Consider the following 15750-nt stretch of genomic DNA (forward strand, 5'->3'; position numbering starts at 1 on the left):
GTTTTCTCATCGGGTTCCGGCCAAAAGCAGATGATTAGCTAGTGCATATGGCTGTCATTATTAATCTGCCACGCCTTAAAATTAAACGATGATTTCAGGCCTGACTACGTTGTATGAATTCTTCGAACGTATATGGCCCATGTTCTGGCTCGAACGCATCTGCAAATTCCAGATGGGTGCAATACGATTCAGCCAGGCTCTCATTTCCTTCCGTCGGCATGAAGTCGACATCCATATTTTTCATGATTTCGAATACTGGCGATTTGTAAGGGTTGGGTATGTACCCCTTGATAAAAGATTGATAAAGAAACACCCACTGTCGATCTTTTTGATAAATATCAAGTTCGCTTAGTACTTCGAATACTCGTTGTAGGTTTTTCGTCCATCCAGTGATTTGCATTAATATACACATTGATAGACAGTCTTTGGAGTTTATAACCGCCGCTTCTGCTAAGTTGCTGAGGGTCAGTCCATATTTACCGATGAAGTATAAAGGCCAGCACATTCCATCCGAGCGTCCATTTTTGGAATTCTCGATTATGATTGCGTTAAGCCTTTCCTCGTAATCAGAGTGTTGGATTTCATACTTTTCGAAAATTATCCCCAGGTAAGGAAGCAGGAGGGGATAGTGCCAGCTCAAGTTTGTTACGTAATCAGTGATAACTCTGATCCAGTCATCATTAAGAAAGTGGATTAGTTGCTGCATTGCGTATTTTAATACGCTTCCATCCGGCGTTTGATTGTTTAATGAAATTGCATACTCTAAAAAGTGTATTGTGTCATCGGTGTCGTACTTCTTGTTTTCGCCGACTTTTTGAGGAAGTGCGGCGTGAAGTTTTGCTACCCAGTCCGTTTGAATTGCTGCGGGCAAAAGTTCGACTTTGGTTTTAGATAGGTTTAATGAGAATTTGAACTTTTTCAATTCGCTAGCAAGCAGCTGCAAAAAGCGCTCGGCTTCCGATGAATCTGCGCAATAACAAACGTAGTCATCAACATATCGAACAAAATCGTATCCTGCCTCACGTAGCTTCTCGTCTACTACCCCTAGTATGAGTTCTACTATGACCGTCGATGTCGCCGGTCCAATCGTAATGCCCTGGGTTTCAAGACGTCGTGTATTCCTTTGCCACTTATCCAAGTCTGTCGACCAGTGCTTATTGCTGTTGTCCTTTACCCCAAGTTTTCTCTTGGCTTCTTCTTCACCCATTCCCGCCCATTCAATAGCATGTGTATAGACAGAGTTGAAGCAGCTTGCAACGTCCGTGTTAACCAAGTAACGCTTACCGAATGACGTCCTGCTTTTCTCCAGAACTTTCTCTCGAAAACTGTCGTAATTCATCACGACCAGTCTTTTGTCAACATGGAAGTATGGTTTAATTTTACTGCTCTCGTTCTCGCAGATTCCCCGAATGTGCTGCCAATTCTCGGAAATACATTTTGCAAGGCGCCCGTATGCTTGTGGATGGGGAATGCCCAAAAGTCTGGGCACGTTGTTGTAGCGAGTGGACGCATATTCAGCAAAATCAAAACCCTTCGAAGGCCTTCCTACCTTATTGCTTTCTGGGTCCTTTGCACGTTCATCGCATGCATCTGGCTCTTGGATGATTCGAAGAACCACTTCTGGTGTGAATCGCCTGGAATCGAAGACTGGTGGAATCTCGCCCACTCCCTGTTTTTGGTTAGGGAAGTAGTTGAATCGGGTAAGCGCTTCAAACACAAATCGTTCGTCGTCCATTTTATAACCTGTTCTATCAAATAAAGTATCTTGTCTGGATTTGCTCATGCGCGTACTAGAAGACACAGCACAAGTGTCGATATCTGGCTTGCCGAGGAGAGTAGGGTAGTCGAAGACGTGGTTTCTGGCAGCTTTGCTGTGAACGTCCAAAGCTTTGTTACATCGTAGGAAAGCAGTGATGTTTATCGTTGTGATGAAACCCCGCCTGTTGAATCCGCAGCCGAAAGCAGCCTCGGATTTTTAACGGGAAAAGCGTATCGGGTTTTTCTGGTAAGAAATTGTCTACAAGTTGGGAGCTTGCAGCGTTAGTTTTAGGTTTCGTTCGCAATGATGCGAGCAACAAAAAGGGCCCGCTTGGGCCCTTTTTCAGATAAAGCGATCTTACTTTTGCAGCCAGCTTTCAACCACGTCCGAGCCGTACTCGGTTTTCCACTCCTTCAGCGTCTTGTGGTTACCGCCTTTGGTTTCGACGACTTCGCCGCTGTGTGGGTTCTTGTAGGTCTTCAACTCGCGAGGCTTCCGAGTGCTGGGCGTAGTAGCCGAGGCTGGAGCTCGCTTAGTGCTTTGTGGATCGAGCAAGTTAATGATGTGCTTAAGGCTGAAGCCATACTGATCCAGCAGGCCACGGAGCTTGGTTTCGAATTCGATTTCTTTCTTCAAGGCACCGTCGCTTTTCAGCGCTTCTAGTGCTTGAAGCTGCTCAGCCAGGTGTTTTTCAAGCTGGCGGAATTCTGCGAGTTTGGACATTGTGTTTTCCTGATGCGTGTCTAGACGATGTTTTTCTGAATAGTATTATAGTGCTTGAGGTCAGCGCTATTGTCGGCGTTTTAACTGGCTTTCGATGCGGCTCATTTCAGTCTTAATCAAATCGACTGTGAGCGCCTGCACCTTAGTCGTTTTGCCGCTTTTGATATCTACAATTTTCAGCAGCGTTGTTAAGTGATCTTTACGTGCTTTCAGGGTGTCGGTCCAGCTCGCGCTGCTTTCTATGTGTTCGGTCATGATCGTTGTCCTGGCGGGATTCTAAACAGCCCGCGTGCGCGGGCTGTTTCAGGGGCAGCGGTGCTACATGGTGAGCACGTCTTGAATGCTGAATTTGTTTGCTCGATCGGACAATTCACTCCATATCCAATTACCGAAATTTTCTCCTGCTTCAGGTACGACCAGCTTGAATAAGCACACCTGATCTCGGCCGATCATGTTGTAGGCAGCCCATAGCCTTCCGCCGACTTCAAACAGCTCTTTTGCTGCTTCATTCCATTTCTCTTCCAGCAATGTGTGAGCCAGATGTAGAGCTTGTTGCTCGATAGTTTTGTGCTCTTTGTGGGCTTCCGCGATGTATTGATTCACTGTGACCAGTTCTTGCTCCAACGCGGCAATAATCAAGTGCTGGCGACGATTGTGCTCGGTCGCCGTGGATAGATTTTTCGCTGCCTTTTGCGCGTCTGCATTGGCATTTTTTTCGCCTTCCGTGTCCCCCCACGCCACGGCTTGAGCGTAAGCGGTGGCGGCGTCGGTTTCTGCTTGCCGGGCTTTTGCCATGTCCTCGGTAGCTTGCTTCTGGATCTGTTCCAAACGGGTACTGAGGCTGTCTCGCTTTTCGTTAAGCTCTTTCTCGTCGGCTTTCCAGTTCGCCATCGACTCTATGTATTCCGCCATCAACGTTTCGTAATTGACGAGTTTCTCGCGTCGATGAATCTTGTTGTTCGCGAGAGAGGCGTGATGATTTAGCGAGTCGTAAGGGCGTTTCAGCTCGTTGTAACTTCTTTGGAGTTCATGCAACCGATCAGCGTCCATTATTTCATCGTTTTCCAACAACGCTTCCAATGGAGCTATCTCTTTATAGAGTTGTTCGGCTTCACCCAGGAGTTTATCGCGATGATTTTTCAGGCCCTCGATCTCGTCCAGCAGTAGCTGTTTATTTTCGTAATAGGCGGGTGTTTCACTGGCGCCCGAAATAGCCTGTGCAAGGTCTGTGACCTCACCGCTTTTCAGCTCATTTGGCAGCAGTTCGCGTTGTTCGGTGTTTGCTTGTGAATGGTTCATCTGTGGTGTTCCTTAAAATTTGATGTGGGTTGAATGAGTGGCTGGCGAGGCCGGAAGCGCCCGGCTAAATCTCGTCGTAATGAGCTGCCTTTAGGCCGCTTCCGTTTCTGCCAATGCCACCTCATTCCCCGGTTCGCTCAAGACCACATAGCAGCGCTGAACTCCCATGCCGGGCAGACGTACCGAGCAAGAAGCCTTTCCGTCCTTGGCAGGTTGCAGTACGCCCCGCTGGATCAGCTCTCGATTGACGGCTGTGAGGTTCAACCCCTTAAACACCTCCGAACGCCATGCTTCAGGCAACACGTAGTAGGTGATGGTCGTGTGCATGGTGTCGCCCATGCCGTGTTCCATGGTCTTGCGAAAACCCAGGCGGTCGATGGTGCGGGGGCCGTGTTCATCGATCTTGGCGGCAGTGGATTCCCACCGGGTGAACCGGCTTTCTCCGAAGCGCTCGATCACCTGGCGCAGTCGGGCCATGATGGCTTCGCCCTCCAGGTTGCCCGCACCACCTCGCTCAGCCAGCCATCCATGCAAGCAAACTCGGGCGGCAGTCGTGGCAGTGCCATCCGGCCAGCCGGTGACACCAAAGGCCGTCGCCAACTCGCCCGCTGCAGCGGCGAGGCCGAAGCGCATGGCTGCACGTTGAGCTTGACCGCTGGCCGTGGCGGGTAGGTTTTGGGTGATGAATTGATCCAGGGTGCGACGAACGATCACCGACCACCTCAGCATCTCGCCGGGCTCACTCAGGGCATTCAGGAAGGCGGTGAGGGGCGTGCCGTAGAACTTGGCTACGCGAGCCTTGAGCGCATCGGAGAGGGCGGCGGCATCCTCAAAACCGTTCAGCACATCAAACATGCCGAGGCCTTTGCTTGCGTCCGCTGGCACCGCGAGCATGCGGACCTCCATGCCAGCTTTCAGCTCCTTGTTAGCCTCGGCCATGTGTTGCGCTAATGTCTTCTCGCCGGTCGAGAGAAACAGCAAGCGCCACTCCTGCACCTGTCGGCCCGCTTGTCCTCGATCATTGGCCCGGGCTTTACCGGTGCCGTTGCCGAGCATGTACACCGTCTCGCCAATGATGCGGGCATCGCACATACCGATTTCATCCAACACCAGGAGCCCGTCCGAGTGCGCGGCGGCGATGGACTCCAGAGCGTTGTCTGTAGAACGCCACGAACGCACCAGGCGCGGCCCGCCGTAAACCGAGGCGGCTACCTGCAAGTGGGTGGTCTTGCCGCCCGAGCTGTCGCCGTAGAAGTGGAAGCCGCCCGACTCATGGCCCAGCAAGTTCAGCAGAGGGCCCGCAAAGGCCACGCTAACGACAAACGCTAAGCGGTGATTGCCAACGCACAGGGCTCCGATCTGCTGCTGCCATTGTTCCAGGGAGCCTGCCTCGCTGATCGGCGGGAGCTGGGCACCGGCCTCGTAGAAGTGCAGGTGTTCTTCGTGCGATCCAATTTGTTGCTCGGGCAAAAGGAAGGCGTTGCCGTGCCAGCCCAGCCGCGTCACCAGACGGGCCCGCTGTGCGCTGTCAAAGCCACCAAGGTAGCTCTGCAAGTCGTTGCGTGCGTTGCGTCCCGAACGGCTCCCTGCGAGGCGCAGGCCCATGTCTACCAGTGGCCCCAATACGTCTTTGCCGAAGTCGCCGGTCATGGTGCGCGCTGGAATGTTCCAGCGCTTCTTGGCGCCGTCTGGATCGTCGAACTCGACCAGTAAGCCCCAGTTGTGGCCCTTCTCGTCACGGGTGCGGGCGATGATTTCCAGGGGCGAGCACACCGGGCGTGCCTCACCATCATCACCGGCATAAAACACCCCTTCGGGCGTCAGGCGAAAGCCACCGGGCATCAGGTCATTTTTCGATTTCGCTGGGCGCTTGGTCGCTGTCTTTGTCTTGATGGGCTCCTCTGTTTTTTCGTCCGCCGTGTTCACGAAAAACTCACCGCTGCGCACCAGCTCGGCAACGTGGCCAGCGGTCCAGCCCTTGGTCAGTGCGTCGGCAGCGTCGTCGCCTTCTAGCCACTTGCCGCCTTTGGCAAACGAGGGCTTGCCGTCCTTGGTGGTGGGCTTGCGCTTGAACACCTCAAGTGACACTCGCTGTACTGACTCCGCGCCCAGTTCAAGCAGCTTCGGCTCGATGGCGTCCATGCACGCTTTACCGCTGGCATCGTTGTCCGGCCAGAGCAGCACCGACCGCCCTTTGAGCGGCAACAGGTCGGCCTTGTGCCAGGAGTTCGAACCGTTCGGCCAGCAGGTGGCCACGTACTCAGGCATCAACTCAGCGGCGGCGTCTGCGGCCTTCTCGCCCTCACACAGCACCACCGGGGCGTCGATACGCTGGGCCAATTCATCCAGGCGCAGCAAGGGGCGTGGTTCAGGCAGGCCCTGCCAGCGCCATTGAGTTGTTTGGCCATCGGAGCGTTTGCACCAAGTCAGCGGGGCAAAGACCTTTCTCTGCTTACCGTCTTCGTCCGGGCCCAGGTCGAAGCGATACAGCGCCATGACCGGCTGACCTTGAGCGTCGCGGTAGATCCACACCTTGGATGGTGCGCCGTGTTGTCGGTGTTTGGCCGGGCACTTGCTCATGGCCTCTGCTGGGATCGGCAGGATGGCGATCCACTCGGGCGACTTGCTTTTGGCTGGTGTGGATTTGGCCTGAGCTGTTCCAGCAGAAACGCTCAGCAGATCCGCAAGCTTGTTGCAGGCTTCCACATCTGTGCCTCCGTCGAGGTAGCGCACCAGGTCAATCAGGTCGCCGCCCTTATCGCCGGTGGCAAAGTCCGCCCAGGTGCCTTTGCTCAGGTTGACCTTGAGTGAGCCTGCGCGCTTGTCGGCGCGCGTGGGGTTCGGTGCGGTGTATTCCTTGCCTCCGTCTACGCGTTTGCCGTTGGGCAGCCAGTGGGCCAGCACGCGGTCAATGTCCTTGAGAGCGGCGCTTTTTACGTCGGCAAAGCTGGGCCGTTTTGAGGCGTTGCTGGTGTGTTGGGTCATGGCTCGGCCCTCGACACGAAGAGTGAATCGTTCACATCGTCGAGGAGCGCCTTGGCCATCTCGCCGAGGTAGAGCGCACACCAGCTATAACGCTCGCCTTTATCGCTCATGGCCGCGTCAAGAGTGAGCTGGTTGCTGTAGTGCTGAAGGAGTGAGATCGTTTCGAGCGCGTCCTCGATCGACACTCCTGCATTGACTCGAAACAGGCATTGGCCGTTGGTGCTGCCGAAAAAAGATGCCCGGCCCAAGGTGGTTTGAATGCTCATAGCGCACCGCCTTTCTGGTCCAGAGGAACAGAAGAAGCATCACCATGCAGGGTGAGTGTTTTGATCAGGCCCAGGGTGCCGCGAACGTCCCAAATAACCGAGGCGATAACGTGATTGGAGAGGCGTGACTGATCACCTTCGAAGTGATCTTCGAGCAGCGTAAGTACGGAGTCTGCACGGTCAATAGCGCAGGTGATTGCGTCGATAGGGATACCGGCTTCAACGTCATTGCTGACGCACAGCAGGTCTTCGGGCAGGGCAAGGCTGCGCTGAGTGCTCATTGGGCACCCCCTGCGCTTTCCAGGGCACGAGCCTTGGCCATGTGGGTGTTGTAGCGAGAAAGGCGTGTAGCGAGGCTGGAGTTGGCGTGTAAAGCGGCGAGAGCCATAGCCCTGTGGGCAGCGGCGCGAATTTTGGACGGATTGAGGGCGTGCATGGGCGAAACTCCTATTGTTGAGGAGCTGCCACGGTTCGCCGTCAAACGAATTAGGGTGGCAGCTGTGCGCAGGTTGACGGACCGGGACAATAGGAACCCGGCAGACCCGAGGGTCTCCCACGCACAGCCACCATAAAACGGACATGCGGGCACAAAAAAAGCGCCTGCAATCGTAATGGGGGCGCCTGTGCGCCTATTGTTGATCGGGCCGTCAAACCCGGTCGCTGATTTTGCAGCGACGGCCAGAGAGTAGCGCCCGTTTTTTGAAAGTGCAACTGTGGTGATGACTTGCAGATTGTTCAGGTGCAGCATAAATTGTTCGTGCATGTAGATTTACCTCAACGCCTCCGGATCGCCCCCGGGGGCGTTTTCATTTCAGGCATGAACTTCCCGGCGCAGGGAAAGCAGAGGAAGGAAGTCGCCCTCGATGCAGGAGCGTGCGTCTTCGTAGGCATCGATCTGCTGGCCTTCATCGACGATGACGGCGTGAGGGGGCATGCAGGGCAACGCGAGCGCGCACCAGGTGCCGTCAGCCCAGCTCATCACGGCCACTACGTGGTTTCGTCTGGCCTGCTCGGTTCGGTAGCGCTCCAGGCGTTGCATGCATCGCGATGAAAAGCCGATTTTTCGAAGCACGGAGAAGGGCTGCAGGACGGCTAGGTGAGCTATATGCTTTTTCATGCGGCCACCTGATCGCGTGCTGCGATGCGGGCTCGTGCCCAGGCTTGTACCTCGGAGAGAACCCACGCAACGGGCGCGCCGCGAGCGTTGCTGTTGCTGAGCTTGACCGGCTGCGGGAAACCACAGTCGGAGCGCTGCATGAGTTTGTAGATGGTCGAGCGCTTCATGCCTACGATGCCCTCAACTTCGCGCATGCGGATCAGGGTCGAGGCGGCATCAAACAATGAGGGGGCGTTGGCGGGTGCTTTGCGGGAAATTTCGGTAGCAGGGGTTTTCATAGGTATTGCTCTCGCTTGATTTGGACTGGCGAGAACAATGGTCTAGGGATTAATCAGTGATGAGCAGTTCACTTCCAATTGAAATTTCAGTTACATCACGAAATTGCGTTTGAGAATGGCCTCAATGCTCTTGCGAGTCAGCGCTTTTTCGGTTTCGAAAGTGACCCATTCAGGACGTTGTTTGGGTGGTTTGGCGACCTCTCGCGTTAGCCAGGCATGCACCGCGGTTGCGACGTTACGTTCTGACATCCCTGCCGACAGGTAGTGACGTGACTGTTTTACTATCGCGGCATCTCGAGCGTTAGTTTCCTCGCTACGCTGCATGCTGCTGATGATTCCGCCTTTTTTGCGAATGGCGTTCTTAATCGCTCGGTCGGCAATGGGTCTCAGTTCATCGTCGCGTAGGCAGGGTAGGGAAGTGATCGGTTCCAGATAAAGTGCGTACTGATCTAGCGCATTGATGCGTATGTTTGGATCAACCTGCGTCTCTACGAACTGACGGTAGAGGTCCCAGGGCCAGTCGGTAGGAGGTTCAGAGGCATGCGACCAAGCCTCTTGATCAGCTGTTTGCATCCAGTTGGCTAATTCCGCCAGCGCTTTTATGGCGCAAGCCATGATGTACGCGGTATGCGCGTCGCGCTCCGAAGCGGACTCATATTTGCTGTACTGACGGACCCAATGCGCGAGGCGTCCCCGAGTATCGGTTGAGGCATATTGAAAAATAGTCTCCTCATGGATCGACGTGTGGATGCACATGCTGGCGAGATCTTTATCGATATCGTCGCCATGAATGCGCAGCCAGCACTGGTCGATCATGTGGCAGGCGTCAGCGACCTGTTCACGGCAGAGGTCATAGAGCGGTTGCGCTGATAGATATTTGAGCAGGCCGTGGCATAACACCGAATGCAATGTCAGGTTGTGATCAACCATTGCCGAGTGCCTCAGGCACCGTGTAACGAAGAGTCCCACGCCCTGCGTTTGGAAGGCGGAGCCAGCGAAAGTCGTGTGTTAGGTACGGTTGCAGGCCGTCTGCCCGCAGCGCCAGGGCATTTACTTTGGCGTTACATGTCGAGGCCGCGTTACATCCGAGGTTCGCTAGGCTGCTCAACTGTGTAACGGTCGTGAAAGCCAATGAAACCGGGCGTCTGGTGAGAGGTGTTACACGAGTTACACCAGTTACACCGTTTTTTGAGAGGGGCAGGGTATGTGCTCTCATACCGCCTTTCCAAACTGACCTTGCACCACATTGTCGGTCTCTAAGGCATCAAGGTGATCTGCATACCACTGCATCATATGAATGCGTTGTTCAAGGTACTGGGCTTTGTTGTAGACCCCTGAGATTCCTTCCTCCTTGTGGGCCAGTTGTGCCTCAACGTGCTCCTTGGGCCAACCATGTTCTCGCAGCAGCGTGCTTGCTGTGTGCCGGGTGCCGTGACCCACAAGGCGGCCTTTATACCCGATGGTAGCGAAGACTTTGTTGATCGTGTTTTCACTGATAGTCGGGTTCTTGGAGCCCACTCCGGGGAACAGCCAACGACTACGGCCAGTCAGGCAATGGAGTTCCTTTAGTGCGGCAATGGCTTGATGGGGGAGAGGGCAAACGAAGTCTCGGCGCATCTTCATCTTTGCCGCTGGTGTCGTCCAAGTGGCCTTATCGAGGTCGAACTCTTTCCATTCAGCCAGGCGAACCATGCCCGGTCGTGAGGCTGTCCAGATGCAAAGCCATGCTGCTGTTCGTGCCGTCAGTCTGCTGGGAGTGTTTTTAAGTGCGGTGAGGAACTCACCTAGCTCAGGTTCCAGTAGGTGCGGGTGCTGTTGAGTTTTTGGCGCTTGGGCAGCTATATCCCGAAGCCGGCTTCCCGGGTCGTTCTCGGTGAGTCCTAAGCCGATAGCCCGCCCAAATATCTGGTTGATCCAGGTGCGGCACTTTTCCGCTACGTTGTGTGCATCTCGGGCTTCGATGGATGCTTGGAGTTCGGCGCAATCGGTACGGGTGATGTCGTCGAGTGGTTTGTCCCCCAGTGCCGGGAGAATGTCCTTGTCGAGGTAGGTGCGGATCTTGTTAAGCGTGGAGGGAGCCAGTCCCTTTTCCTCTTTTGCTTTTAACCAGGCGTCAGCAGCTGCTCTGAAGGTTCGTGTCTTCGCTGCATCTATGGCGGCCTTGGCAGATCGCTTTTGCTCAAGAGGATCAACTCCGCTGCTTATGGTCTTGCGCAGTTCGGCAGCTTTTTCCCGGGCCAGTGCACCGCTCACCTCGGGGTAACCCCCGAGCCCCATCCAGGCCCAACTGCCCGCAGGGCGCTTGTAACGGAGCTGCCAGGATTTACCACCATCAGGCTTGACCCTGAAGTACAGGCCGTTTCCGTCCAGCTCGCGATACTCCTTTGCTTCAGGTTCCAGCCCTGTAAGCGTCGTGTCTGCGAGAGGGCGGCGCTTGATATCTGCGCGCTTCATCCTTGTATCCCAAAGTTCGGTATTTTTCTGAGGATACAAGCGGGGATACAGGGATACAACGGATAAGGGGAGATAGGGATAGATAGCCAGACACAAAAAAACCGGCCAAGTGGCCGGTTTCTTTGGGTCTGAGAGGCTGGCAGAGACTCTCAGATACTGCTATGTGGTGCCCCGAGGGAGACTCGAACTCCCACTTCTTGCGAAAACGGATTTTGAATCCGCCGCGTCTACCAATTCCGCCATCAGGGCTCAATGGCGGCGAAGTATAGAGAGGCGGTTACCGTTGGTCAATCGGCTTTCATGGTCAATTTTTAGTTATTCCGCTAAACTTTCCGGCCCTGCTAGACGAACCCCATCATGCGCGTTGCTGACTTTACCTTCGAGCTTCCTGATTCGCTGATCGCCCGCCATCCTTTGGCCGAGCGTCGCGGCAGCCGTCTGTTGACCCTGGATGGGCCAACCGGCGCCTTGGCCCACCGTCAATTCACCGATCTGCTGGAGCATCTGCGCCCTGGCGATCTGATGGTGTTCAACAATACCCGGGTGATTCCGGCCCGCCTGTTTGGCCAGAAGGCCTCCGGCGGCAAGCTGGAGATCCTCATCGAGCGGGTGCTGGACAGCCATCGTGTGCTGGCCCATGTGCGCTCCAGCAAGTCGCCCAAGCCGGGCTCGAAGATTCTGATCGAGGGCGGTGGCGAGGCCGAGATGCTGGCGCGCCACGACACGCTGTTCGAGCTGGGTTTTGCCGAGGAGGTGCTGCCGCTGCTGGACCGGGTCGGGCACATGCCGTTGCCTCCTTATATAGATCGCCCGGACGAAGGCGCGGATCGCGAGCGCTACCAGACCGTGTACGCCCAGCGCCTGGGCGCTGTGGCGGCACCGACCGCCGGGCTGCATTTCGACCAGCCGCTGCTGGAGGCGATTGCCGCCAAGGGTGTGGAGACGGCATTCGTGACCCTGCATGTCGGCGCCGGAACCTTCCAGCCGGTGCGGGTCGAACGCATCGAAGATCACCATATGCATCACGAGTGGCTGGAAGTCGGCCAGGATGTGGTGGATGCGGTGGCCGCGTGCCGGGCTCGCGGTGGCCGGGTGGTAGCGGTGGGTACCACCAGCGTGCGTTCCCTGGAAAGCGCCGCCCGCGATGGTGTGCTCAAGCCGTTCAGCGGCGACACCGACATCTTTATCTACCCGGGCCGGCCATTCCATGTGGTCGATGCCCTGGTGACCAACTTCCATCTGCCGGAATCCACGCTGTTGATGCTGGTTTCGGCGTTCGCCGGTTATCCCGAGACTATGGCCGCCTATCGCGCCGCAGTGGAAAATAGGTACCGCTTTTTCAGCTACGGTGATGCGATGTTCATCACCCGTAATCCCGCGCCGACCGCTCCCAAGGATCTGGCCCCCGAGGAAACTGTATGAGTCGCACTTGTCGTATGTCCTTCGAGCTTCTGGCCACTGATGGCAAGGCTCGTCGCGGTCGCCTGACCTTCCCCCGCGGTACGGTGGAAACCCCGGCCTTCATGCCGGTGGGCACCTACGGCACGGTCAAGGGCATGTTGCCGCGGGATATCGTCGCCACCGGCGCCGAGATCATTCTCGGCAACACCTTCCACCTGTGGCTGCGCCCGGGTACGGAAGTGATCAAGGCCCACGGTGACCTGCATGATTTCATGCAGTGGAAGGGCCCAATCCTGACCGACTCCGGCGGTTTCCAGGTGTTCAGCCTGGGGGCGATGCGCAAGATCAAGGAAGAGGGCGTGACCTTCGCCTCGCCGGTGGACGGCGCCAAGGTGTTCATGGGCCCGGAAGAGTCGATGCAAGTGCAGCGCGACCTGGGGTCGGACATCGTGATGATCTTCGATGAGTGCACGCCGTACCCGGCCGATGAGGACGTGGCGCGGATCTCCATGGAGTTGTCCCTGCGCTGGGCCCAGCGCTCGAAGAACGCCCACGGCGACAACACGGCGGCGCTGTTCGGCATCGTCCAGGGCGGCATGCACCAGGACCTGCGCATGCGTTCCCTGGAAGGCCTGGACAAGATCGGCTTCGACGGCCTGGCCATCGGCGGCCTGTCGGTGGGCGAGCCCAAGCATGAAATGATCAAGGTCCTGGACTACCTGCCGGGCCAGATGCCTGCCGACAAACCTCGTTACCTTATGGGAGTTGGCAAGCCGGAAGATCTGGTTGAGGGTGTGCGCCGCGGTGTGGACATGTTCGATTGCGTGATGCCAACCCGCAATGCCCGCAATGGGCATCTGTTCATCGATACAGGCGTGCTGAAAATCCGTAACGCGTTTCATCGCCATGATGATTCGCCGCTGGACCCAACTTGTGATTGCTACACCTGCCAGAACTTCTCCCGTGCCTATCTGCATCACTTGGACAAGTGCGGGGAAATGCTCGGGAGTATGCTCAATACCATCCATAATTTGCGCCATTACCAGCGTCTTATGGCTGGTTTGCGCGAGGCTATTCAACAAGGTACATTGGCCGCCTTTGTCGATTCCTTCTATGCCAAGCGCGGGTTACCCGTGCCGCCTTTAGAGTAAGTTCTAAAGACGTTAAGCCACTAATTCTGCAATTATCGGAGTGTTAAATGAGCTTTTTGATCCCTGCCGCGTATGCGGACGCCGCTGCACCTGCTGCTGCCGGTCCTGCCGGCACTGGTTTCGAGTGGATTTTCCTGGTCGGCTTCCTGGTCATCTTCTATCTGATGATCTGGCGTCCACAGGCCAAGCGCGCCAAAGAGCAGAAGAACCTGCTGAGCAACCTGCAGAAAGGCGACGAAGTTGTGACCACTGGCGGTATCGCCGGCAAGATCAACAAAGTGACCGACGACTTCGTGGTTCTGGAAGTGTCGGACTCCGTTGAGCTGAAGTTCCAGAAGGGCGCGATCGCAGCCACGCTGCCAAAAGGCACGCTGAAAGCGATCTAAGTTTCATCTTTTACCAATCGACGGGGCGCGCAAGGCGCCCCGCGTCATAAACGGGCGGCGTGATGCTGAACAAATATCCTCTGTGGAAGTACCTACTGATCCTGGCGGTGCTGGCGATCGGTTTTATTTATTCCGCTCCCAATCTATACCCTGATGATCCGGCCATTCAGGTCAGCGGTGCGAGCACTGCGTTGCAGGTCACTCAGGCGGATCTGGATCGTGCGAGCAACGCGCTCACCGACGCCGGTATCAAGGTCAAGGCTTCCTCCATTGCCGCCAACGGCAAGGGTGGCCTGCTGCGCTTGATCAACAAGGAAGACCAGCTTCCGGCCAAGGATGTAGTGCGCAAGGCGCTGGGCGATGACTATGTGGTGGCGTTGAACCTGGCGCAAACCACCCCGCAATGGCTGCGCAACCTCGGTGCGCACCCGATGAAACTGGGTCTGGACTTGTCCGGCGGTGTGCACTTCCTGCTGGAAGTGGACATGGACAAAGCCCTCGACGCCCGCCTGAAGGTCTATGAAGGCGACGTCAAGAGCCTGCTGCGCAAAGAGCGTCTGCGCTATCGCAGCCTGCCGCAGCTCAACGGTGCCATCCAGCTGGGCTTCAGCGATGAAGACAGCCGTGAACAGGCCCGCTCGCTGATCCGCAAGAACTTCAATGATTTCGATATCGTACCGGCCGACCTCAATGGCCAACCGGTGCTGCGTCTGGCGATGACCCCGGCCAAGCTGGCGGAAATCCGCGAATACTCCATCAAGCAGAACTTGACCACCGTGCGTAACCGGGTCAACGAGCTGGGTGTGGCCGAGCCTCTGGTTCAGCGTCAGGGTGCCAACCGTATCGTGGTTGAGCTGCCGGGCGTGCAGGACACCGCTGAAGCCAAGCGGATCCTGGGCAAGACCGCCAACCTGGAATTCCGTCTGGCCGCCGAGCCGGGTGCTTCCAAGGCGACTTCCGAGTCCTTCGAATTCCGTGAGGGCAACCGTCCTCCAGCGCTGATCGAGCGTGGCCTGATCATCACCGGCGACCAGGTGACCGATGCCCAGGCCGGCTACGACGAGCACGGCCGTCCACAGGTGAACATCAAACTCGATGGTCACGGTGGCGAACTGATGAACCGTTCGACCCGCAGCAACGTCGGTCGCAGCATGGCGGTGATCTTCATCGAGCAGAAGCCGATCACCACCTACACCAAGCAGATGGTCGACGGCGTCGAGAAAGATGTGCCGGTCCAGGCGTTCAAGGAAGAGAAGAAGATCATCAGCCTGGCGACCATCCAGTCGCCACTGGGCAGTCAGTTCCGCATCACCGGCCTGAACGGCCAGGGTGAGTCCTCCGAGCTGGCGCTGCTGCTGCGTGCCGGTGGTCTGGCGGCGCCGATGTACTTCGCCGAAGAGCGCACAATCGGTCCGAGCCTGGGTGCTGACAACATCACCAAGGGTATCGATGCCTCGCTGTGGGGCATGCTGTTCGTGTCGCTGTTCATCATCGCCATCTACCGCTTCTTCGGCGTGATCGCCACGGTGGCACTGGCGCTGAACATGGTGCTGCTGCTGGCCCTGATGTCCTTGCTGGGGGCGACGCTGACCCTGCCGGGTATCGCCGGTATCGTGCTGACCATGGGTATGGCGGTGGACGCCAACGTACTGATCTTCTCGCGGATACGTGAAGAGATCGCCGCCGGCATGACGGTGCAGCGGGCAATCAACGAAGGCTTCGGCCGGGCATTCACCGCGATTCTCGATGCCAACCTGACCACCTTGCTGGTGGGCGGCATCCTCTTTGCCATGGGCACCGGCCCGGTCAAGGGTTTTGCGGTGACCATGTCCCTCGGGATCTTTACCTCGATGTTCACGGCCATCTGGCTGACCCGCGCGATGGTCAACCTGATCTTCGGCGGTCGTGACTTCAAGAAGTTGTGGATTTAA

The 15750-nt window shown here is 56.5% G+C and carries 16 protein-coding genes and 1 tRNA gene; 4 read left to right on the forward strand and 13 right to left on the reverse strand.

What is annotated here, in order from left to right:
• Positions 1-94: 94 nt before the first annotated feature.
• From drt4 to ACMGG8_RS10165, 13 genes are all read right to left on the reverse strand, one after another.
• Positions 95-1783: an antiviral reverse transcriptase Drt4 gene (drt4, locus tag ACMGG8_RS10105; protein ID WP_414159534.1), complete on the reverse strand. Its 1689-nt coding sequence runs from the start codon at positions 1781-1783 to the stop codon at positions 95-97.
• Positions 1784-2116: 333 nt separating this feature from the next.
• Positions 2117-2482 carry a histone-like nucleoid-structuring protein, MvaT/MvaU family gene (locus tag ACMGG8_RS10110; RefSeq protein WP_414159535.1) on the reverse strand — a complete coding sequence of 122 codons (366 nt, stop codon included), beginning with the start codon at positions 2480-2482 and terminating at the stop codon, positions 2117-2119.
• Between the two features lie 66 nt (positions 2483-2548).
• On the reverse strand, positions 2549-2737 hold the full coding sequence (locus ACMGG8_RS10115; protein ID WP_414159536.1) for a hypothetical protein: 189 nt from the start codon (positions 2735-2737) through the stop codon (positions 2549-2551).
• A 63-nt stretch (positions 2738-2800) separates the two neighbouring features.
• Positions 2801-3643 (reverse strand): chromosome segregation protein SMC, encoded by an 843-nt coding sequence (locus tag ACMGG8_RS10120; RefSeq protein WP_414159928.1) that lies wholly within the window; start codon positions 3641-3643, stop codon positions 2801-2803.
• A gap of 228 nt (positions 3644-3871) precedes the next feature.
• Complete coding sequence (locus tag ACMGG8_RS10125) at positions 3872-6766, reverse strand: DUF927 domain-containing protein (protein WP_414159537.1); 2895 nt, start codon at positions 6764-6766, stop codon at positions 3872-3874.
• Positions 6763-7032 (reverse strand): DUF3077 domain-containing protein, encoded by a 270-nt coding sequence (locus ACMGG8_RS10130; protein ID WP_414159538.1) that lies wholly within the window; start codon positions 7030-7032, stop codon positions 6763-6765. The genes ACMGG8_RS10125 and ACMGG8_RS10130 overlap by 4 nt, the downstream gene beginning before the upstream one ends.
• Positions 7029-7313, reverse strand: a complete 285-nt coding sequence (locus tag ACMGG8_RS10135) for a hypothetical protein (protein WP_194237135.1) — start codon at positions 7311-7313, stop codon at positions 7029-7031. The genes ACMGG8_RS10130 and ACMGG8_RS10135 overlap by 4 nt, the downstream gene beginning before the upstream one ends.
• Positions 7310-7795, reverse strand: coding sequence for a hypothetical protein (locus tag ACMGG8_RS10140; protein ID WP_414160000.1), 486 nt, complete (start codon positions 7793-7795; stop codon positions 7310-7312). Before ACMGG8_RS10140 ends, ACMGG8_RS10135 begins: the two co-directional genes overlap by 4 nt.
• A 48-nt stretch (positions 7796-7843) precedes the next feature.
• Positions 7844-8149, reverse strand: a complete 306-nt coding sequence (locus ACMGG8_RS10145) for a hypothetical protein (RefSeq protein WP_414159539.1) — start codon at positions 8147-8149, stop codon at positions 7844-7846.
• Complete coding sequence (locus tag ACMGG8_RS10150) at positions 8146-8427, reverse strand: AlpA family phage regulatory protein (protein ID WP_339070203.1); 282 nt, start codon at positions 8425-8427, stop codon at positions 8146-8148. The genes ACMGG8_RS10145 and ACMGG8_RS10150 overlap by 4 nt, the downstream gene beginning before the upstream one ends.
• A gap of 90 nt (positions 8428-8517) precedes the next feature.
• Positions 8518-9357, reverse strand: coding sequence for a hypothetical protein (locus ACMGG8_RS10155; RefSeq protein ID WP_414159540.1), 840 nt, complete (start codon positions 9355-9357; stop codon positions 8518-8520).
• A 282-nt stretch (positions 9358-9639) separates the two neighbouring features.
• Complete coding sequence (locus ACMGG8_RS10160) at positions 9640-10881, reverse strand: tyrosine-type recombinase/integrase (protein ID WP_414159541.1); 1242 nt, start codon at positions 10879-10881, stop codon at positions 9640-9642.
• 164 nt (positions 10882-11045) lie between these two features.
• Positions 11046-11130, reverse strand: a tRNA-Leu gene (locus ACMGG8_RS10165).
• A gap of 108 nt (positions 11131-11238) precedes the next feature.
• On the opposite strand from ACMGG8_RS10165, the gene queA reads away from it, so the two are divergent.
• From queA to secD, 4 genes are all read left to right on the forward strand, one after another.
• The gene (queA, locus tag ACMGG8_RS10170; protein WP_414159542.1) at positions 11239-12303 is read left to right on the forward strand and encodes a tRNA preQ1(34) S-adenosylmethionine ribosyltransferase-isomerase QueA; all 1065 of its coding nucleotides are present in this window, start codon (positions 11239-11241) and stop codon (positions 12301-12303) included.
• A 14-nt stretch (positions 12304-12317) separates the two neighbouring features.
• Complete coding sequence (tgt, locus tag ACMGG8_RS10175; protein WP_162470478.1) at positions 12318-13433, forward strand: tRNA guanosine(34) transglycosylase Tgt; 1116 nt, start codon at positions 12318-12320, stop codon at positions 13431-13433.
• A 47-nt stretch (positions 13434-13480) separates the two neighbouring features.
• Positions 13481-13819: a preprotein translocase subunit YajC gene (gene yajC / locus ACMGG8_RS10180; RefSeq protein WP_060840888.1), complete on the forward strand. Its 339-nt coding sequence runs from the start codon at positions 13481-13483 to the stop codon at positions 13817-13819.
• Between the two features lie 62 nt (positions 13820-13881).
• Positions 13882-15750 carry a protein translocase subunit SecD gene (secD, locus tag ACMGG8_RS10185; RefSeq protein WP_060840887.1) on the forward strand — a complete coding sequence of 623 codons (1869 nt, stop codon included), beginning with the start codon at positions 13882-13884 and terminating at the stop codon, positions 15748-15750.

The sequence above is a fragment of the Pseudomonas sp. BNK-45 genome, from assembly GCF_047456255.1.
Classification (GTDB): Bacteria; Pseudomonadota; Gammaproteobacteria; order Pseudomonadales; family Pseudomonadaceae; genus Aquipseudomonas.